The organism is Telmatocola sphagniphila (assembly GCF_018398935.1).
In the GTDB taxonomy this organism is placed as follows: domain Bacteria; phylum Planctomycetota; class Planctomycetia; order Gemmatales; family Gemmataceae; genus Telmatocola; species Telmatocola sphagniphila.
This window is the reverse complement of record NZ_CP074694.1, coordinates 5,344,305-5,365,262: the sequence shown is the minus strand read 5'-3', so window position 1 is coordinate 5,365,262 and position 20,958 is coordinate 5,344,305. Positions and strand designations below refer to the sequence as shown.

Below are 20,958 nucleotides of genomic sequence, written 5' to 3'. Positions count from 1 at the left end.
GAGTGACGATGGGTAAAGCAGACAAACCGTTGCTGGGAAGCACGGACAAAAGAATTCAATTCAGGAGGCAATCATGAAACGATTTTTAGTCGGCGTGATGGCAGGATGTTTGGGGGTAACCGCCAACGCCGCCGATCCCGTTGGCACCGCCAGCGTCAATGGCAGCGGTCAGGCTCCGGCGACCATCAGCGCGCCGGCCCCCGCCCCCACGGCCCCCGCTCCGATGATTACGAGCGTGACGCCGACGGCCCCCACCGCGTCCATCATGAGCGGTGCACCGGCTATCCCCACCACGCAGTTGATGGGCGATTCCAGCAGCCGCGGTTTCCTCGAAAGCGATCACGCTTTCGACAACTTCGTCGGACCTTCCAGCAATCCGGTGCTGAGCAAAGATCCCCGTTCGTTGACGGAAGCTCGCATTCTGTTCATCGATAACAATATTCCCAACAGCAACCCCCTGGGCGGCGGCAACTTCCAGGTTTACGCCATGCAGATTCGCCTGGCCTTGACCGACCGCTTGACCTTGATTGCCGATAAGGATGGTATTGCCTCCATCAGTGCCAAAGGTGCTCCGCACGAAACCGGCTTCCTGAATCTGGCGGCTGGATTGAAATATACCTTCTATCGCGACGTGGAAAATCAGACTTTGGCGGCCGCGGGGTTCATGTTCGAACCTCAGACCGGTGAAAGCAAAGTGTTCCAGGGTCAGGGAGATGGGATTTTCACCTTCTTCGCCACCTACGGACAGGAATTCTGGTGCAAGAATCACATCATCGTCAACGGCGGCTACATTGTTCCCGTCGATAGCAACCAGAACAGCAGTCTGTTCTACACCCAGTTGCACCTCGACCGCCAGGTGAACGAGTGGCTCTACCCCTTGATGGAAGTCAACTGGTATCACTGGCTGGCCGGTGGCAATCGTGGCCTGCCTCCCGCTTTGGGGGAAGGCGATGGTCTTTTGAACCTGGGCACCAGCGGTGTGGCCGGCAATGACCTGGTTTCGATGGCTCTGGGCTTCAAGGTCAAGATCAGCCCCCATGCCGAAACCGGCGTTGTCTATGAATTCCCGCTGACCAGCCGCAAGGACCTGCTCGACAGCCGAATCCAGGCGGAATTGATCCTCCGCTATTAATACCCGAATCTCCCCTTCCGGAGGGGGAGTTCCACCCCACAGCACGGCCCAAATGCCGTGCTGTTTTAGTTAACTGAGTTTTTCTGATCGATCACTTCGGGCCGAGGATGGTTTTTGGCCGGGTATTCTTTCGAAAGCAATAATACCCGAGAATGAGAACAATCATCTGAAGACAGAAACCGGAATGCAACAGCGTAAAAAGGATAATGCGAAAAATGCGATTGTTGTAAACTTCCACGTGGGGATAGACAATCCCGGCCATTCCCAGGAAGCTTAGGACTAGATTAAATGTGGCCGCGCAAAACAGCGGGTAAAAGTAGACGTAACGACCACGCAGCAGCTGCCAGGCTCCCAACATCATGAAGAGATGATCCGACGCCAGCAGATAACTTACACCAATAGTAGCCCCCAAAACTCCGTACTGTCGTTCGATGTGTCCCAACCAGATAATTAAGGCCATTACCCAGAGAAAAACCATCGCATTCGATGCGATAAGAAACCAGGCCGTTTCAGCGATGCGGTTGGTATGGCCCAGCCAGGTTTTGGCGCGATTCAGCCGATCTGAAAACCCCCAGGAGATGGCCTTCTCCTCGGCAAACGATTGCAAATCCTGATTCAAGGCCGCCACGCTGGAATAGCGGTGTTCCGGAGTATAGGCCATGGCTTTCAGGCAGATGCGATCCAGATCGCGAGGAATCGAACGGCTTTGCTGCCGGGCGGAAGGCATCGACCGATTGGAAATCTGCTGGTAGATGCCCAGCAGATTCTCAGTATTATCGAACGGCGTCCGTCCCACCAGCATTTCGTGCAGCATCACCCCCAAGCTGTAAATATCGATCGCAGCTCGGGGCGTATTTTTCTCGCCGTTGATCTGCTCCGGCGGCATGTAATGCGGCGTACCGGCCGACAAGTGACTGATGGAAGAAAAGCCCTCGAGCTTGACCTGAGCCAATCCGAAGTCGGTGAGTTTAATATCGAAGGCTTCGAGCGGCAGTGCAGATAGTTCCTGCTCAGTCGGGCTTTTAGGAATCAACAGAACGTTGGCCGGTTTCAGATCGCAATGGTACACCTGCTGAGAGTGCGCGTACTCGAGGGCCTCGCATAACCGAGTCATCACGTAGAGGGCTGATTTCGTCGGCACCGTCGCCGCCTGTTTTTTCAACCACTCGTATAGCGAAGTGCCTTCGCAGAATTCGCTGACAATTCCACTCGTGCCATCGGCCTCAACGATATCGAAAACCTCCACCACACCCGGATGGCGTACCAGAGCGGCCGCCCGGGCTTCCCGCGCGAGGGTGCGCCGGCACTGCTCGTCCCCCAGAAATTCCGACCGGGGAATTTTGATGGCAACCGTCCGTTTGCGGATCGTATCGTGGGCGCGGTAAACGATGCCAAAGCCTCCCTGCCCGGCGATCGATTCCAGTATGTAATTGCCGAGGAATTTCGGCGAAGTCGGATTCTTCCGGTCCCGGGACCGGAAGTATTCCTTGATGGCTTTGAGGAAGAAATCGGCTTCCTCTTCGCTCAACTCGGGGTCGGGATCGGGGTTGTGGGCGAGGCCGGACATGGGGTTCTACTCTTGAGTGGATTCGTAAAGGGCTTTCCAGGCGGCACGGGCCCGGGAAAACGCCTGCCGCACCGCTTCCTCGCTGGTGCCGGTCCGATCGGAAATCTGCTTGTAACTCAGTTCCTGTTGAAGGTGGAGCGCCAGAATATTTTTTTCGCTCTCGCTCAGCTGGTTATAGGCCCGATCAAGCCGCTCCTGGCATTCGCATTCCATCAAAAAATTCCAGCCGTCGGAGAGCGATTTGTCGCTCACGTTCGAAAGTTCCGTGAGGACTTCCAGCTGAGTGCTGCGTTTGCTGGTTCGATATTTCCGAACAAAAGAAATGAGCTCGCGGCGAAGCGTTTTGTAGATCCACGCCTCGCGCATTTCCACGCTCATCAGTTCAAGAGATTCGTGATGCTTGTGGATGATGATCAGGGTTTCCTGAATCAGGTCTGAGGCGCTTAATTTGGATCGAAGATTTTCCGAGATCATGCCTCGATAATGAAGCGTCAGGCTCTGAAGCATGTCGTTGGCCTCTTGAACTACCGAACTTCCTTTTCTGGCTGGTATCACGACTGCACCCTTTTCGAGATACGGAGGATAGTGCTCCACTACCCTTGCTGAAGAAAACCCGATTCCATCTCGCTAACGAAACTTCGGCTGACGCGTTGTCAAGATCGTACTGCAATTGCTGGACAGTAAGAATAGCTACCTAAGTCATATTCCTTTCATAATTATGCCTGAATATTTATTCCGAAGCCTCGAACTTTTTCCTCTGTCGATCAAACTTGTGTTATGCCCTAGTCCGAAACTCGTTTGAAAGTGCTATCTGAACGGCTTTTTTATTAACAAAGAGATGTTTTATACTTACAAACCAACTATTTTGAAGAAAAAATCACTTTCCCGTCACACTCACTGAGAATCCGCGTCTTATGAGTAGACCGCCTCCGAGCTTATTCGGAGCAGGTTTTTTACGCCCTGTTGTTTCGATCTTCCCACACCCCCGCCATCGCCCACCGGGGAGTTTTTTTCCCTTTTTCAACTCCACTACGTTCCCTTTCCCGCATCCGACCTGGTTTTGCGAATTTTCTTGACCAATCGGTACAGACAACCAATAATTAAGACGCCCGGAGGGGAGTCTTAAGCATGCCGTGGGAGAAACAATTCAACGAATCGGAAGCTCTGGAAAGAGCGGGGGACGCCTTCTGGAAATATGGCTACGAGGGGATCTCTCTTAATACTCTTTTGGAAGAGATGGGCATCCAGAAAGGGAGCTTTTACGCGACCTATTCCAGCAAGCATCAAGTTATGCTCGATTCCCTCGAAGCTTACATCAATAAAAGCTTTTGCTATCTCGATGGCCTGGCCAAACAGCCCTCCCCGCGCGAGGCATTGGTTGAACACTTTCAGCGGATCGCAGCGCCCGATTGTGCGGGTAAGGGCCGAGGCTGCTACGTGGTGAACATGGCCCTGGAAATGGCCCCGAAAGATCCGGCCGTCCAGGATCTAATCCAAAAGAATTTCGAACGCCATGAAGAATGTTACCGGCGGGCTTTACAGGCCGCGCAGGCGCTCGGCGAGATCCCGGCCGAGCTGGATAGTATCGCTGTGGGCCGTACCTTGCTGGCGCTCGTATTCGGCATGCAAGTCCTGGTTCGAGCGGGAGCAAAACCCGACGTTATTCAATCGGTTCGCGATCAAGCCATTCGACTACTTTCCGGTGCTACTTTGCACAGCTGAAAAATTCTTTGTTAGATAGTTTGTACCGAACGGTACAAATAGCATGTTGAATTTTTCCCTTCAGAGGACCAAGCGATGAAAACGAATCAATCCACTGTTCTGGTTACCGGGGCCAATCGGGGTATAGGCAAAGCTTTCGTGGAAGGCTTTTTGGCTCAAGGTGCCCGGAAGATTTACGCCGCGGCCCGCAAGCGTTCCGACCTGGATGCGATTGTGGCTCTCGATCCCAAGCGAATCGTGCCGCTGGTTCTGGATGTCACGAAACCCGAACAAGTCGAAGCCGCGGCTAAAGTGGCGGCCGATGTGAATCTCCTGATCAACAACGCCGGTGTGGCGACTTTTGGTACCGCGACGGAAATTTCCCAGGCCGATTTGAAGAAGGATCTGGAGGTCAACTACTTCGGACTGATTCAGGTAACGCAGGCCTTTGTTCCGGTGATTGAAAAAAATGGCGGCGGGGGCATCGCCAATGTGCTGAGCGTCGTTTCTCTGGTCGGATTCCCTAGTATCGCCGGCTATAGTGCTTCCAAGGCGGCCGCCTGGTCGTTCACGCAGTCACTTCGTGCGGATGTGGCCAAACGCCATATTAAAGTCTTCAGTATTTACCCGGGTCCCATCGATACGGATATGGCCAAGGATTTCCCCATGGATAAGACACCGCCCAGCCATGTCGCGCAGGAAGTGATTCAGGGTATCGAAAAAGGAGCCGAGGACATTTTCCCCGATCCGATGTCGAAGCAGTTTTACGCCGCTTGGAAAGCAGATCACAAAGCAGCCGAGAAGCAGTTTGCCGGGTAATTCGCTTGTGAATATTCCTTAGATAACCCGGTAGCTGATACTACCGGTTCCAGATAAAAAGCATCGGCGGATGGCTCAGGCTATCTGGCGATGCTTTTCGATTATGTTAGCCCACTACGAGGCTGTCAACCCGAAGCGTCGGCGAGGGCAATATAAAATCAAAATATCCCGGCTTCTCGCTTCGTTAGCCCGACGCGTCAGCGAGGGCAATATGAAATCATAATATCCCGCTTCCTTGAACGTATTATTTACTATTACAAAAATTATTTAATTGATTGGTTATAGATTTATATGTACTTAATGCCCTCGCTCACGCGTCGGGCTAACAAAACCTTAATTTAATACAACTTTAATTGAGGGATTTGCAAAATGCTTCGTGACCAATCGACTTGAGCACTCTCTTTGTTAGCCCGACGCGTCAGCGAGGGCAATATAAATTCATAATATCCCGGTTTCGTTGAACGTATTATTTACTATCACAAAAATATTTAATTGATTTGTTATAAATGTATATGTACTTAGAGTCTGTTCCAAAAGCCGGGACTAACCCTACAAATCCTCGAGAAATTCATCCGAAATAGGGGCTTTTGGAACAGACTCTTAATGCCCTCGCTCACGCGTCTAACAAAACCTTAGTTTAATACAACTTTAATTGAGGGATTTGCAAAATGCTTCGTGACCAATCGACTTGAGCACTCTCTTTGTTAGACTCGTCAGCGAGGGCAATATAAATTCATAATATCCCGGTTTCGTTGAACGTATTATTTACTATCACAAAAATATTTAATTGATTTGTTATAAATGTATATGTACTTAATGCCCTCGCTCACGCGTCGGGCTAACAAAATCGGGCCAACCGAGTCGGGCTAACAAAGACTGCACGAGAATTCCACGAAACTCCCCCCTGGCAACCCACATGGCCCTGCGTTCCTTTATCCGTTATGCTGAAGCGTGCGGACAAATGGTCTGATCCGCGATTTCAATTGCTGGCCCGCTCTCGATGGATTGCCTAGCCGCCTCAGCGACCAACCTGTGCAAAACAGACTCGTGGACAAGACCCGCAAGAGCGCCGAATGACCAAAGCATCAGGCCCAGTTTTACTTGCAATTCAGAACGAATTTCTCGAAAGGAGACTGCAAATTCGCTTACTGACCGCCGATTCTCGAAATTGGTCAAAAGGCCCTTATATCCCAAGAAATAACCGAAGGTCATCAAAATCGCGTTTTCCACTATATGAAAAATGATGATCTGATGACCTTCCAGGGTAAACCATTATGAAAAAGGGGCTTTTAGACAGAATGATGAGTCGGGATTCGTATCCAAACATGGAAAATCGTGGGCCCGGGGCAAAGGTGGGACGGGCAAATCCCCCGCGTCCCCAGCGGAATTCCTTTCCCTGCCATTTCCTTGGATTTCTTCCCCGCCTTTTGGACTTTGATTCGTAAAATGCGCAGCGTATTCGATTGACTCGTTACACCGAATGAAGGACACGATTGTGAGCACCCCCAACCCCGCTTACGGCAGTTCAATAGATCTGCTGAGCATCCATACCATGCGCTGCCTGGCCATGGACGCGGTTCAAAAAGCCAATTCGGGCCATCCCGGAACGCCGGTTTCGCTCTCGCCGATTGTTTACAACCTCTATCAGAATTACCTGCGTTACGATCCCGCCGACGCCGCCTGGCCCGACCGCGATCGTTTCGTTCTCTCCGTCGGCCATGCTTCCTTGTTGCTCTACTCCATCCTGCATTTGACGCAGGTAAAACAACTGCCGCAGCATGGCCCGGCCGGACTTCCCGCCGTCAGCCTCGATGACATCAAAAAATTCCGGCAGCTCGGTAGCAAGACCCCCGGCCATCCCGAAAGCCATCTGACCACCGGGGTGGAAACGACCACCGGACCACTGGGACAAGGCGTCGCCAACTCAGTCGGCATGGCCATCGCTCAGAAATGGCTGGCGAATTACTTCAACCGACCCGGTTTCGACATTTTCACACACCGCATCTATGCCCTCTGCGGCGACGGCTGCATGATGGAAGGGGTCAGTAACGAAGCCGGTAGTCTGGCCGGGCACCTGAAGCTGAACAACCTCTGCTGGATCTACGATAGCAACCGCATCACGATTGAAGGCTCGACCAGCCTCACGTTCACGGAAGATACCGCCAAACGGCTGGAAGCCCTCGGCTGGAACGTTCTGCATGTGACCGATGCCAACGATTTAACTCAATTGAACAAGGCCATCGAAACCTTCCAGAAGACGACCGATAAGCCGACTTTCGTAGTCGCCAATTCGGTGATCGCCTGGGGAGTTCCCGGCAAGGAAGGCAGCCACACGGCCCACGGCGAACCGCTGGGAACCAAGCCGATCGCCGAAGCCAAGAAACTCATGGGCTTCGATCCGGAGAAGACTTTCGAAATCCCGGACGGTGTCTACGAAAATTTTGCCAACGGCATCGGCAAGCGCGGCAAGGAATTGAGCACCGCCTGGCACGCCAAATTCGCCGAGTATACCAAGGCCTACCCGGAACTGGCCAAGCAACTCGAGTTGCTGCTGAAGCACGAATTGCCCGAAGGCTGGGAAAAAGGAATTCCTGCCTTCAGTTCGGAACCGACCGAAGATCCGAAGAATCCCGGCGTGAAGAAACCGGCCGCAATATCCGGTCGCGAAGCATCCGGTAAAGTGTTGAACGCCGTCGCCAAGTCGGTGCCCTGGTTGATCGGTGGTTCGGCCGACCTGGCCCCTTCGACCAAGACGCTACTCACATTTGAAGGCGCCGGCAATTTTCAGCCGGGGACTCCGGGTGGCCGCAATTTCCACTGGGGCGTTCGCGAGCATGCGATGGGTTCGATCATCAACGGTATGGCACTCTCCGGCGTGCGACCGTATGGTGCCGGCTTCCTGATCTTCAGCGATTACGGACGGCCGCCGTTTCGGTTAGCTTCTTTGATGGGCATTTCGCCCATCTATGTCTTCACCCACGATTCCATCGGAGTTGGTGAAGATGGCCCGACGCATCAGCCCATCGAACAACTTTCGAGCCTGCGGGCCATTCCCGATCTCTATGTCTTCCGGCCAGGTGATGCCAATGAAGTCGCTGAGTCCTGGAAGGTGCTGATGAAACTGTCGCACAACCCGGCGCTGATGGTGGTCTCGCGCCAGGACATGCCGATCCTGGATCGCAGCAAGTACGCCCCGGCCAGCGGTGCGGCGAAGGGCGGCTACGTTCTCGCCGATGCTCCGAATGGCAAACCTCAAGTGATTCTGATTGCCACCGGTACCGAAGTGGGTCTGGCGGTAGAGGCTTATGAAAAATTGAAGGCCGATGGAATTGCCGCTCGCGTAGTCTCGATGCCCTGTACCGAAGTCTTCGATAAGCAAGACGAAGCGTACAAGGAGAGCGTACTACCCAAAGCCGTGACCGCTCGCGTCGCCGTGGAAATGGCTTCGCCGATGTGCTGGTACAAGTATGTCGGCACTACCGGTGCCGTGGTAGGTATGAAAACGTTCGGGGCTTCCGCGCCGTTGAAAGATCTGTTGAAACACTTCGGCTTCACAGTGGAAAAAGTGGTCACCGCCGTGAAAGATCTCCTCAAGTAATTTCTCAGCAAGGAGTTTCCGGAGCTTGAACTCGAAGAGGGTTCAACTTCCGGAAATCTTCCTGCAAACCAATCCATCTTGACAGCTCAGGTCCTTCTGTTATTCCCCGACAAGTTAGTCGGGGGAAAATAGATTCACTCTCGGGGACCGGGTATGCGCTCCTACTTGGTTGGGTCCTGGGCACCTTGGCTGCAATCGGCCTTGGCCGGGTTGCTGATTTTTGGAGCCCTCGGTGCGATCGTCTACTCTGCACTGCCTCCCCAGATGCTGCGCGCCCAGGAAAAAGACGACCGTAAGACAAATCCCTTTTCCACCGATCCGGACGATCCGTTCCCAATGCCGCCCGAACTCAAAGATGTGCAACTGCTGAAGCAGACTCCTGAAGAGCAGCTGGCCAAGAGCGCTGGTTGTATCGCCTGCCACAAGAACACTGGCGACCCGCACGGCAAAGCGACCTTGCGAATCGGCTGCACCGATTGTCACGGCGGTGACCCGAGTACTACCGATAAGAACCGGGCACATATTGCCCCGAAGTTTCCGCAGTTCTGGCCGACTTCCGCCAATCCGGTGCGCTCCTACACGCTCCTGAATCACGAATCGCCCGAGTTCATTCGCTTTGTGAACCCCGGCGATTTTCGTATAGCCCATATCAGCTGCGGCACTTCCGGCTGCCATCCGCAAGTGGTGCAAACTAACCGCAAACAGATCATGGCCACCGGTTGCATGCTGTGGGGGGCCGCGCTTTATAACAACGGCACGATTTCGAATAAGCGGGCCCGCTACGGCGAAGCCTACAGCATGACCGGCGCGCCGCTGCGAATCCTCAACAACCCGCCTCCGACGCCGGAAGAAATGACGCTGGGCGTGGTACCGTTCCTGGAGCCGTTGCCGCGCTTTGAAGTCGGTCAGCCCGGCAACATTCTTCGGATCTTCGAACGGGGTGGCCGGTTCAAGCCCGAAGTTGGCATTCCGGAACGACTCGACGATCCGGGCCGTACGAAAGTTCGACTGAGCGAGCGCGGACTGGGAACGGAAAATCGAACCGACCCCGGTCTGGTCAGCTTAAACAAGACCCGCTTGTTCGATCCCACCTTGAATTTCATGGGCACCAACGATCATCCGGGCGATTACCGCTCCAGTGGCTGCAGTGCCTGCCATGTGATTTACGCCAATGACCGTTCACCCATTCATTCCGGACCCTATGCCCGCTTCGGCAATCGGGGAACCACGGCGACGTTCGATCCGACGATTCCCAAGAATGAACCGGGCCATCCAATCGAGCATCGCTTTACCAATGCGATCCCGACCAGCCAGTGCATGGTCTGCCATATTCACCCGGGAACGACGGTGATGAATTCCTATCCCGGTTACATGTGGTGGGATGAAGAGACCCACGCCCGGCTGATGTATCCGGAGAAGTCGAAGAAGCTCACTCCGGAAGACGCGATTCGCTATCAGATGAACAATCCCGATGCGGCCTCCGCCAAGGGGAACTGGTCGAATCCGGAGTTCCTCAACGATATCACCCAGCTCAATGGTCAGATGGATAAGGCGCAGTTCGCCGATTTCCACGGTCACGGCTGGGTATTCCGGGCGGTTTTCAAGCGGGATATCAAGGGCAACTTGATCGACTATCAGGGGGTGCAGGTTCAGCAGCCGACGCCGCACAAACTGAGTGAGGCCATTAACTTTCCCTGCATGGTGAAAAGCTTCCACGAACAGAATCAGTTCCGCGATGCCACTCAGGCGGTGGCGGCCGAAGACAAGTTGAATCAGAAACGGGCCGGACAGCCGGTGCACCTGATGGATATTCACCTCGAGAAGGGCATGCACTGCGTCGATTGCCACTTCACGCAGGATATGCACGGCAACGGTAAGCTGCATATGGAAGTGCGGGCCGCTTCCGAAATTCAATGCATCGATTGCCACGGCACGCCCCAGAACTTTGCGACCCTGCGCACCAGCGGACCGGCTTCCTATACTTCCTCGCCTGAAGGGGGACGCAACCTGTTGAGTTTGCGAACGCCTTTTGGCAAGCCGCGCTTTGAGATTGAATATCTTTCGGACGACAAGGTGAATGGTCCGAAACGGATTTACCAGAACTCCAATGTGGAACCGAATCTGCGTTGGGAAGTCGTGCAGACCAAAGATACCATCGATCCCAAGCATGGCCGGTATAACGCCAAGTCGGCCCTGGCCAAGACGGTGCGCTTTGAAGGGGAGCAGATGGTCTGGGGCAGTATGCCGAGTACTGGAAAGTGCGCTCATGAAAATAAGAACATGAGTTGTATCGCCTGTCATAGTGCTTGGAATCCGAGCTGTTTCGGCTGCCATCTGCCGCAGAAAGCTAACGTCAAGATGCCGCAGTTGCACGCGGAAGGGGAAGTGTCCCGCAACCAGTCCGAATATAATTTCCAGACTTTGCGGGATGATGTGTTCATGCTGGCCCGGGATGGCGATGCCACCAAGAACCGCATCAACCCCGCTCGTTCCAGCTGTGCCGTTCACGTCAGCAGCTACAACGGCTTACGCGAATCGATTTATACCTTACAGCAGACGATCTCCACCGAAGGCTTTGGGGGCACTGCCTTTTCCACCAACGTGCCACATACCGTGCGCGGCCGGGGCGTTCGCGAAACTAAGCAGTGTACCGATTGCCATCTGTCGCTTACCAACGACAACAACGCCTGGATGGCCCAGCTGCTGATGCAGGGCACCAACATCATGAACCTGATCGGCAAATACGCCTGGGTGGCCGCCGGGGAAGATGGCTTGATGGGTGTGGTGGTCACGGAACGGCAGGAACCTCAAGCGGTCATCGGAAGTTCCTTGCAACAAGTGGCCTTCCCGGAGCACTTTGAGGAACACCTCAAACGCAAAGGCCTTCTGGAGCATGCTCACGAGCATCCCGGGAAAGATATATCGCAGGAAATTACCAGGCCCTGGAAGAAGCCGGAGATTCTGCAGGTGCAGGCTCGCGGCGAATACCTTTATGCCGCGTGCGGCAGTGCCGGGGTACGCGTCTTCGATATTGCATTCATCGACAATAAGGGCTTCTCGGAGAGGATTACCACTGCTCCGGTTTCACCCATCGGTCAAAAGTTCTACGCGCAGACCAAATACGCTACCGCCGTGGCTGCACCGACGACGGTGGCCGTGGATCCAACGCGATCGCATCGGCCAGAGAATAAGGAAGGGCCGATCCATCCCTACTTTGGCTATCTGTATGTCACCGATCTTTACGATGGCTTAATCCTCGTCGGGGCGGCCACTACCATTGATGGCAATCCCGCGAATAACTTCCTGAAAGCGGAAACACCTTTCAATCCGGATGGTATTCTGAAGGGCGCGGTGAACATTACCATCGTCGGCTACTACGCCTATATATGCTGCGATGCCGGTCTGGTGGTCGTTTCTCTGGAAGATCCCAAGAATTTGAAAGTCACGGCGGTGCTTGATGAGAAAACCATCAAGAAGCCGAAGGCCGTGCAGGTGCAGTTCCGTTATGCCTACGTCTGCGACGAGGAAGGCATCAAGGTATTGGATGCGACCGATCTGGCGCATCCGGTGGCCAAGTCGATGATTCGATTGCCCGACGTGCAGAACATTTATCTGGGCCGCTCTTATGCTTATGTCTCGGCCGGGAGCCGCGGGCTGGTGATTCTCGATATTACCAATGCCGAGGAGCCGAAGGTTGACCAGATTTACACGGCCAACGGGGCCATTAATGATTTACATGATGTGAAAGTGGGCGTGACCTATAATTCGCTGTTTGCCTATCTTGCCGATGGCAAAAACGGTATGCGGGTATTGCAATTAACCAGTCCGGACACCCCGGGAAATGATGGCTTTGCCGCCCGGCCCTACCCTCGGCTGATCGCTACTTACCGCATTCCGCACGGCGGACACGCTTTGAATATTTCGAAAGGTCTGGATCGCGACCGGGCGGTGGATGAAGTCGGCAATCAGATCGGCGTCTTTGGTCGGGTTGGGGCCCGTCCGCTGAACGGTGAAGAGATGCAGAAAATGTATCTCAAGAATGGCAAGCCGTGGTATGTCACTAATGATCCATCGGATGCGATTTATCAGAAGAAATGAGGTGCGGGCAAAAAAACCGAGGCGGGAATCAAACGGCCCCGGGTTGCGGGATATACACAATTAATTAATACAGTCCGATACCGGTTTATAGCCGATTAATTCCTCGACGGAACTGCCGCTGTCATACGCTTCAGTTGATCGAGAGTTTTTTCGAAACGGATATATCCGGCGATTCGCTCGGCAATCCGCTCGCCGATTCCGGGAAGCTGCTGCAGATAGTCGTCGCCGCGACTTTCCCAAAGATCCTGAATCGATTCTTTGCAGGAAAGAATGGTTTCCGCGGCCCGCCGCAAGGCGCGAGCGCTGTAGAATTGTTCCGGCCGAGTATCCATTTCGCGGGCTTCCAGTTGCAATCGGCGTGCAATCACGTCGTTCGTCATGGCGCATCTCTTCCAATCGAATTCAATAGGAAAAAACCCTGAGGATTCCTTCCCTCCAAATATCCATTGACAGGATGCCATCCAAATTATAGCGCGCAACTGGTGTTCAGAATGTCAGTTGTCAAAATTTAACAAATCGTTCACCTCAGCTTCTTTTAACAAGGCGTTAAAATTGATACAAACCGCACCCAAAGATAGGATTTTCTTCATTTTTCTACCGCAAATGCGATTTTAATAATTGAATTTGCGCCCGAAAATGGTTCATCCGACCTCGAAATTCGCCTGTGCGCCCCGCCCCAACTATGGTTAAATCTCATTTCCGCTGCGACGGAATGGGCCAATACGGGCCTAAAAGGGCCTGAAATATCTGGTTTGGAAATGGATTTCCCATGAGTTACACAGGACATCTTCTGTTTTCGGGTTCTCTGGGGGCGGTTTACGGTTACCTGGGCTATTACCACTTCCACTTTGCGGAACAGCTGGCCATTCTGGCCGCGGTAATCTGCACTTTGGGAGGATTGCTCCCCGATCTCGATAAGCTGGGAGATGAGTCGAATTCCACTATTCGCGAAATTTTCAGCCTCGCGGTAGCTCTCGGTTCGATAATGGTCATCCGGCGCTGGCAAAATCTGGATTTGAATAACGATCCCGAAAAAGTGATTCTCATTTTGGCCGGGGCCTTCCTGAGCGTCCGCTACGGCTTCATCCTGCTCGTCAAGAAACTAAGTGTCCATCGGGGAATGTTCCATTCCATCCCCGCCATGATCATTTCCGGGCTGGTGGTTTATCTCGCTTTTCGCAAGCCGGAACAGAGCCATCGCTATTTCCTGGCGATTGCCATGATGATTGGCTTCCTGTCGCACCTGATTCTCGATGAAGTGCGCGGCATGAACGCCGCCCCAGTCAAAAGTAGTGGCAAATCGAAAGCGAGCGGCGTTCTGTCCTCAGCTCCCGGCGTCGGCACCGCCCTGAAACTCTGGAGCAATTCCAAATGGGCCACCACCGCCTGTTATTCGATCCTCGGCAGCCTGGGGCTGATGAGTAATGTCGATCTGGGCAACACCACCCTGAAAGGGGAGCTGACCAACATCATCAATTTCGGAAAGAACGTAGAAAACAAACTCAATAACATCAACACCGGCGATACTTCTACCTCAACAACTTCGACTGATTCGAGCAAATCGAACTCCTCGAACAGTAATCAGACGACCTCAAATAGCAATTCCACCAACAAACCGACCATTCCGGCCACTCCCACGAGCCGACAAAAAGATCCCAGCGGTGATCCACGCATCAAGGGATACGACCAGTACGGCGACTCCTCGAGTTCCGGGGGCGGTTCGATCCGTTCCCTCCGGGAAGGGGAAAGCCCGTTTAGAAAATGAGACGAAAATGAAATCCGGCGGGTGATCGCTCCTTCGCCGGACATTTTTTTGATTCTCGAAAGTGCAGATTTTGATCTTGCTCTTGCGCTGTTGATTAAATCCCTTTCAAATCGACCCTGATGTAGAAAATGGAACGGTTAATCCGTTCTCAAATCTGAAAATACCCATTTCATCCAAGTTTCACACCATAGCGGCTTACGCCCTCCATTCGATAAGGGAAAGCGAAGGTATCCTTTGATTTGAGGCGAGTTTTTCATGCGATTGATCGCCGCTAGCGTCGTACTCAATGAGATTGACATTATCGAAGCGTTTGTGCGTCACAACCTTTCGATAGTTTCAAAACTCCTGGTTATCGACAATGGCAGCACAGACGGCACACGGCAAGTGCTGCAATCCCTCGTCGAGGAAGGCCTCCCCCTCGAAGTCCAGGATGAACCGACTGTCGGATACCGCAACCGCCTGCTGTTTCAAAACCACCTCCGCAAACTGGCTATCGCTAATCCGGAAATTGAATGGTTCCTGCCGCTGGATGCGGATGAATTTTTACTGGCAGAGAATGCCCAAGAGTTAATTCCCGCTCAAGCCACCCCCGAAAGCCCGGTGGCCCTCCGCTGGCAGAGCTTTGCAAGCACATCCGGAGATGACGCACAAGAACAAAATCCCGTCCGGCGCGTTCGACATCGCCTGGTCGAAGAAGGCTGGCCCTGGACCAAGATCCTCCTGCCTCGTTCGCTGGTTCTCGATGAAACGGTGAAACTGCTACCCGGTCAGCATGGCGTAGAGAGAAACGGGCAAAACCTCGAACCGGTCTTCTCAGACGTTCAGATGGCCCATTTTCCGATCCGCTCCCCCGGCCAGTATATCTCCAAGGTCGTTTCTCACGTTCTGCAGAAGCGGGCAGCCTCCGAACTGGAAACGGCCCCCGGTTGGATCTATCGCAAACCCTTTCAACTTCTACTCGACAATCCGGCCGCATTTATGGCTTATTCTCATGAAGCTTCGCAGAGATATGCCCTTCCGGACGGGCTCGATTTCAAGCCGCAACTGACCGAGAATGCTTTCCCCTATCGCGGTAGCGAATTGCGTTACACGCCGCAGGTAGACGACCTGTCGCGAGGCTGGCTCTCGGTTTTGAGGCAGGCGATTCGCATGGCCGACGCTCTGCGGTCCTGTTCAGTTTCTCAATCGAACCTGTCGCTGACGGAACAGCTCCAGCAGATGCAGACTTTGCTGGGAGAACGCGAGACCTTCGCCTGGGTCGAGATACAAAAGCGCGAAAAACTGATCGCCAAGCTGGAAGCCGCTTTGAAAGTTCAGGAGTTCGATTTGGCGGAATGTCAGCGAATGCGAAACTCCTGGACTTGGAAAATGGGACGGCTGATTATTGGACCGGTTTCTTCGCTCAGACGATTTACTCAGCGGATTCAGCAATACGGAATGCAAAAGCGGGAGCAGTTGCGGGAACACCGCCACTGGTCGAACAGCCCTCGAGTATTGATCGGCGCGGGAGGCACCTCCCTCCCCGGTTGGCGAACGACCGATGGCGACATATTGGATCTTCGGAATCGAGGACACTTCGCCAACAAGTGGAAGCCAAACAGCCGGGCGGCATTTCTTGCCGAACATGTCTGGGAGCATTTGACACCCGTCGACGCCATCACGGCGGTGAATATTTGCTTCGAATTTCTGAAACCGGGCGGCCGATTAAGAATCGCCGTTCCCGACGGATGGCATCCCGACCCCGGCTATATCGAACGAGTCCGGCCCGGCGGCAGCGGCCCCGGTTGCGACGATCACAAAGTCCTGTTTACGTATGAGAGTCTGGGTAAGCTGCTGGAGTCGGCGGGATTCGAAGTTCAGCTGCTCGAATACTGGGATGAAAACAGACACTTTCACCAGGCCGCTTGGTCGGCGGAAGATGGGCCCATCCGCCGCAGTGCCCGAACAGATTCGCGCAATGCTCATGGCCAGTTAAACTATACTTCACTGATCGTCGATGCGATCAAGCCACTACCACGGTCCCGCGTCAATCAATTACTCGATCGGCTCCGGCGCAAGTGGCTTTCCAAATTCGCGCCGTTTACCCACGCTATTGGACAAATAAGGTCCTGATTTCAGACGCCCCCTGATTTTTCGCCGTGCCGCAGTAAACCGGCCTATCTGGGCAGTTTTCGATCAAAATTTCCTCTTGCTTGAATTTCCCTCCGGACGTATAAGCACTCCCCGCGTCAGGGAAGACGCACCGGCAGGGAAGGGATTCTGGGCATGGGCTGGGTCAGTCACTACTCTCGAGCAATTCTGTTGCTTGCCGGACTGACCTCGCTCGCGCCGGCCGGGTTTGCTACCGCCCAAAATCTCAATGCCGATCCCAAGAAAAAAGACTCGGCCACGCCGATCAAAGGCACCATCGACTTCGGGGGCAAACCGGTCCGGATCGAAATTCGACCCAAGGACAGTTTTTTCTCCACCGGTACCACGCAGATCTTTCTGGCGACGGTTTACGACGACAAGCACACTCCCGTCAAACGCTGTAAAGTGGAATGGGCCGTGTCAGGCACCGGCGATATCACCAATACGGCCGAAGGAACCCAGGGAAACACTCAGACTCGTAATAATATCCGCTATCTGACCGCCAACACGGTCAGCAGCGAAACGACCCAAACCGTGGATGGACACTCTTTTGTGGTCCGGCCCGGCCAGACCTGGATCGCGATCCGATCCAACGTCGAAGGGCAAACCAACATCACCATGGACAGTCCGGAAATGGACCGCGACGGCAAACGGCGTTCCGTGAAAGTGATCTGGGTCGACGCGAAGTGGAAATTGCCGGTGTCCATCAACGCCCGCATTGGCACCGAAGCGGTACTGAAGGCGACCGTCGTCCGCATGAAGGACGAGCAGCCCTTGCAGGGTTACGTGGTCCGGTATCGAGTGATAGAAGGTCCTTCCTGTCAGTGGGTCGGCTCGGCCTATAAATCGGAGTCGGGCGAAGGGATCGCCATCACCGATGCGAACGGCCTCGCCGTCATTCGCCTGACCCAGGTCAGCCCGACCACAACCGTCAATCGACTCGCCATCGATATTGCCCGGCCCGACCCGACGAACAACTCGAACGTTGTGCTCGGTAAGGGAGAAGCCACGGTGAACTGGCATTCACCAGATCTCTCGGCCTCGGTCGATGCTCCAAAGTCCGCGCCGATCGGCGAAGAATTTACCACGACTCTGTCTGTCACCAATAATGGTCGAGCGGCCAGCCAGGGAGTCTTTATCCGCTTGAATCTTCCGGCGGGCGTGCAAGTCACTTCGTCGAGCGAACGGGCCACCCGCGATGGCAACGAAATACTTTGGTCTTTGCCTTCGGTTCCAGCTGGTAAGCAGAGCTCGCTGCAATTGAAACTGAAGGGGAGCCAGCTCGGATTGATCAGACCGGCCTTCAACGTGCGGAGTGCCGACAATCAAACGATCGATGCCTTCACCGATGTGCTCATTTGTAAGCCTTCCTTACAGATTTCTCTCAAAGGTCCGGAGACGGGCGTATTGGACGAGGCGTTGCCGTTCGAGTTGACCGTCAAGAACGCCGGGAACGGAGCCGCCGAAGCAGTCGAGTACGACGTTCTGGTGCCGCCGGGACTGACGGCGGAGAACGGGCCGAATTCCCTCAAGCAACTGATTGAAAGTCTGCCGGCGGGGGAATCGAAGATCATTCCGATTTCCTTGAAAGCCGAGAAGCCGGGTAGCTATAGCGTGCGGGCCAGTGCGAACAGTGCGGGTAGCCAGTTTACGCCATCGGAACCGATAACCGTTACAATCGGCAATCCTCAGCTTTCGGTGTCCGTCAAGGGTCCGGCGATGGCATTCGTGAACCAGCCGGTGGAATGGGTGATCCATGTGGAAAATCCTTCCGAAGTGGAATTGACGAATGTAACGCTGCGGGCCGTGCTGCCTCCCGAGGTCAAATTTCAGAATTCCGATAAAGACGGCAAAGCCGCTAATGGCGCCATAGAGTGGACACTCGGCACAGCCCCCAAGAGACAATCGCTCGATGTTCGGGTTACAGGGATTTGTACATCCGTGACCTCTCGCGCCGTACTTTCCGCCACGGTTTCAGCGGACCCGCTTGTGAAACGGGAGGGAGTTTTCCGAACTGCTTCATTATCGAAAGCGCTACGGGCCGAGGCATCATGTCCAGTGGCTTTGGAAGTCCTCGGTGTACCGGCGCTGCACATGGAAGTTTCAGACTCGGTCGATCCGGTTAAGGTGGGAAATCGCACGACCTACATCATCCGCATTCGCAATACCGGTACTTTGGCAGCGACCAAGCTACAGCTCCGGGGCGAAGTGGCCGCGAATATGAAACCGGTGGCCGCGTATGGCTTCCGGGAGAATGATCGAGGCGATATCAGCGGACAGAAGGTGGCATTCCCTGTTTGGGACACCCTGAAACCCGGAGACGAGATTGTATTCCGTGTCGAAGCGGAGGCCGTTACGCCCGGCGAAGCCCGCTTCAAGGCCGAATTGAAGAGTCTATCCCATTCACGTGCCATTAGCGTGGAAGAGATGACCAGCGTTCGACCTGGCAGCCGGACCGAGTTCGATACTGGTCGATCGGATATTCGTCGTTGAAAGGACGCGGACCTGACTTTAGGTCTACACCTATGTGGAATGACAAAGACGAAATGGATTTGCTAAAAACCGCAGCTTCCCGCGGATTTCTGACTCAGGTGGTGGCCTGGGGATTGTATTATCTGCTGGAACTCGATTTCCTTCGCTGGCTGATCAATCCGGGATTCGCCGCCTCGAAGATGGCCGGGGATACTTTCGCGGTCGCGGTCATCCTGGCCGTGAACTGGTTTATCTTCACCATGATCTGGGTGGTCATACTGCTGGTCGCCCGCAGCCTTTTTACCGGCTGGTCGGAAGAGTCGCTGCACGTTCCGGTCTCCGATCCGTTCCGCGGCTACCACGAAGAGTAAAAATTTCTTCAACTCGACCGCATCGGGGGAACCCGGTGCGGTGGATTATCTTTCGGGTAATTTGTAACCATATTTTGGGGCAATCTGAACTATCTGTTCATAAGTTTCTTTGTGTGACGAGCGTCTGATCCAATCGGCCTGCAATGTAAATTTTCTATTCTTTTGTTCGCTTGGTTTAGCCACTTCCGAGAAAAAATAATCCTTGAAATAAGTCGATAATAGGTCTTCGCTTCCCGTTTCAAAAACGTGTTTGAACAGGACATCATTATCACTTTCCGTCTGGGTTAAGCCCAGCGCCTGCTTTAGTGCTTTCACTCGCTCTGAGGAATCCTGCCAGTACTGACTCAATTGAAGCATCGCGCAATCGCTGGCATAGAATTGATATACGCTTTCAAATTTCGTCTTCAGAGAATCTGTAATTTTTTGAGTGGAGATATTCTTTTTTTGTGTGCAGTAGTAGAAGAGCGCCCAGGCCTTTTCAGGGGTTTTTGCCTCTGCAAAGAGGGTGGTAAAATTCGACTCTTCCAAGTCCCGATTTAGGGTATCCCGAATGCAGTTTTTCCAAGAGTGAAACTCCTTTCGAGATTTCTCAAAGTAGAGGTCTTCGAACTTGTAGACCATTTGAAATTGAAGAGGTTTGGGCATAAAGACTTCAAATACCGAGTGCAATTGTAACGGTTTCGACACCACTTGATGAGAATCTCCAATCGAGGTCACTGCCAAGTAATACCTCAATCTCGGCTTGACCCAGATAATGACTTTATCGCCGATCCTTGGCTCGAACGGAGGTCGGAGATAACTGCCTGAACTGAAGGATCCCCCTTTAAATCTCTGAAATACTTTTTCTGTAAAATAAGGCATTAGAACGGGATATTTTTTGTTGATGGGATATTTGGTCAGGTTTTCGTCAATTCTTACGATAGCAGCATCATACCATCCCTGAGCAAACTCCCTCTCCGGAAAATTTTTGTTCCCGTCGGGAGGACAGGATATTTTCATCGCCCTTTCGGCCGTTTCGCGGTAGCAAAAATTGGCAATCTCCCCCGTTACAGGATAGGCCTGGTTTAACATGAAAAGTAGACCAAAGTGAAGCGTAGACCAAGCTGTGATCATAAGGGGCTCGATTCAATATTAGTCAGTAAGGTAACCTTCACATTAAAGACGACCCGATACTTGCAGCCGATGGCAAGAAGAGTTACAGCGATATTTATCGCTTGAAGGGGCAAGAGAGTTTGATTTCGGTTCGACAGTGGGAAGTTAGTTACGAAATCAAGACGGTTCGCTTCCCACGGCGCAACGAGTAAA

At 53.5% G+C, this 20,958-nt stretch carries 13 protein-coding genes; 9 read left to right on the top strand and 4 right to left on the bottom strand.

Annotated features, from left to right (window positions below; all coding sequences use genetic code 11):
* Nucleotides 1-73: 73 nt before the first annotated feature.
* Nucleotides 74-1,132, top strand: a complete 1,059-nt coding sequence (locus tag KIH39_RS21505) for a hypothetical protein (RefSeq protein ID WP_213495278.1) — start codon at nucleotides 74-76, stop codon at nucleotides 1,130-1,132.
* Between the two features lie 91 nt (nucleotides 1,133-1,223).
* Here KIH39_RS21505 and KIH39_RS21500 read toward each other — a convergent pair whose 3' ends face one another.
* Both KIH39_RS21500 and KIH39_RS21495 read right to left on the bottom strand, forming a co-directional pair.
* The gene (locus KIH39_RS21500) at nucleotides 1,224-2,699 is read right to left on the bottom strand and encodes a serine/threonine-protein kinase (RefSeq protein WP_213495277.1); all 1,476 of its coding nucleotides are present in this window, start codon (nucleotides 2,697-2,699) and stop codon (nucleotides 1,224-1,226) included.
* 6 nt (nucleotides 2,700-2,705) lie between these two features.
* Nucleotides 2,706-3,254, bottom strand: coding sequence for an RNA polymerase sigma factor (locus KIH39_RS21495; RefSeq protein ID WP_213495276.1), 549 nt, complete (start codon nucleotides 3,252-3,254; stop codon nucleotides 2,706-2,708).
* A gap of 573 nt (nucleotides 3,255-3,827) precedes the next feature.
* On the opposite strand from KIH39_RS21495, the gene KIH39_RS21490 reads away from it, so the two are divergent.
* From KIH39_RS21490 to KIH39_RS21475, 4 genes are all read left to right on the top strand, one after another.
* Entirely contained in the window at nucleotides 3,828-4,421 is a 594-nt protein-coding gene (locus KIH39_RS21490) for a TetR/AcrR family transcriptional regulator (protein WP_213495275.1), read from the top strand.
* A 75-nt stretch (nucleotides 4,422-4,496) separates the two neighbouring features.
* Entirely contained in the window at nucleotides 4,497-5,219 is a 723-nt protein-coding gene (locus KIH39_RS21485; protein WP_213495274.1) for an SDR family oxidoreductase, read from the top strand.
* Between the two features lie 1,495 nt (nucleotides 5,220-6,714).
* A complete protein-coding gene (gene tkt, locus KIH39_RS21480; RefSeq protein WP_246539372.1) occupies nucleotides 6,715-8,817 on the top strand; it encodes a transketolase in 2,103 nt (700 codons plus the stop codon).
* Between the two features lie 153 nt (nucleotides 8,818-8,970).
* On the top strand, nucleotides 8,971-12,915 hold the full coding sequence (locus tag KIH39_RS21475; RefSeq protein WP_213495272.1) for a multiheme c-type cytochrome: 3,945 nt from the start codon (nucleotides 8,971-8,973) through the stop codon (nucleotides 12,913-12,915).
* A gap of 95 nt (nucleotides 12,916-13,010) precedes the next feature.
* On the opposite strand, the gene KIH39_RS21470 is transcribed toward KIH39_RS21475, so the two are convergent.
* Nucleotides 13,011-13,295 (bottom strand): helix-hairpin-helix domain-containing protein, encoded by a 285-nt coding sequence (locus KIH39_RS21470; protein WP_213495271.1) that lies wholly within the window; start codon nucleotides 13,293-13,295, stop codon nucleotides 13,011-13,013.
* A gap of 389 nt (nucleotides 13,296-13,684) precedes the next feature.
* Here KIH39_RS21470 and KIH39_RS21465 point away from each other — a divergent pair, with 389 nt between their 5' ends.
* The 4 genes from KIH39_RS21465 (at nucleotide 13,685) to KIH39_RS21450 (ending at nucleotide 19,653) form a co-directional block, all read left to right on the top strand.
* Complete coding sequence (locus KIH39_RS21465) at nucleotides 13,685-14,680, top strand: metal-dependent hydrolase (protein WP_213495270.1); 996 nt, start codon at nucleotides 13,685-13,687, stop codon at nucleotides 14,678-14,680.
* 255 nt (nucleotides 14,681-14,935) lie between these two features.
* Nucleotides 14,936-16,792 (top strand): glycosyltransferase family 2 protein, encoded by a 1,857-nt coding sequence (locus tag KIH39_RS21460; protein WP_213495269.1) that lies wholly within the window; start codon nucleotides 14,936-14,938, stop codon nucleotides 16,790-16,792.
* Between the two features lie 153 nt (nucleotides 16,793-16,945).
* The gene (locus KIH39_RS21455; protein ID WP_213495268.1) at nucleotides 16,946-19,303 is read left to right on the top strand and encodes a DUF11 domain-containing protein; all 2,358 of its coding nucleotides are present in this window, start codon (nucleotides 16,946-16,948) and stop codon (nucleotides 19,301-19,303) included.
* A 53-nt stretch (nucleotides 19,304-19,356) separates the two neighbouring features.
* The gene (locus tag KIH39_RS21450; RefSeq protein ID WP_213495267.1) at nucleotides 19,357-19,653 is read left to right on the top strand and encodes a hypothetical protein; all 297 of its coding nucleotides are present in this window, start codon (nucleotides 19,357-19,359) and stop codon (nucleotides 19,651-19,653) included.
* Nucleotides 19,654-19,698: 45 nt separating this feature from the next.
* On the opposite strand, the gene KIH39_RS21445 is transcribed toward KIH39_RS21450, so the two are convergent.
* Nucleotides 19,699-20,766: a hypothetical protein gene (locus tag KIH39_RS21445; RefSeq protein ID WP_213495266.1), complete on the bottom strand. Its 1,068-nt coding sequence runs from the start codon at nucleotides 20,764-20,766 to the stop codon at nucleotides 19,699-19,701.
* Between the last annotated feature and the right edge of the window lie 192 nt (nucleotides 20,767-20,958).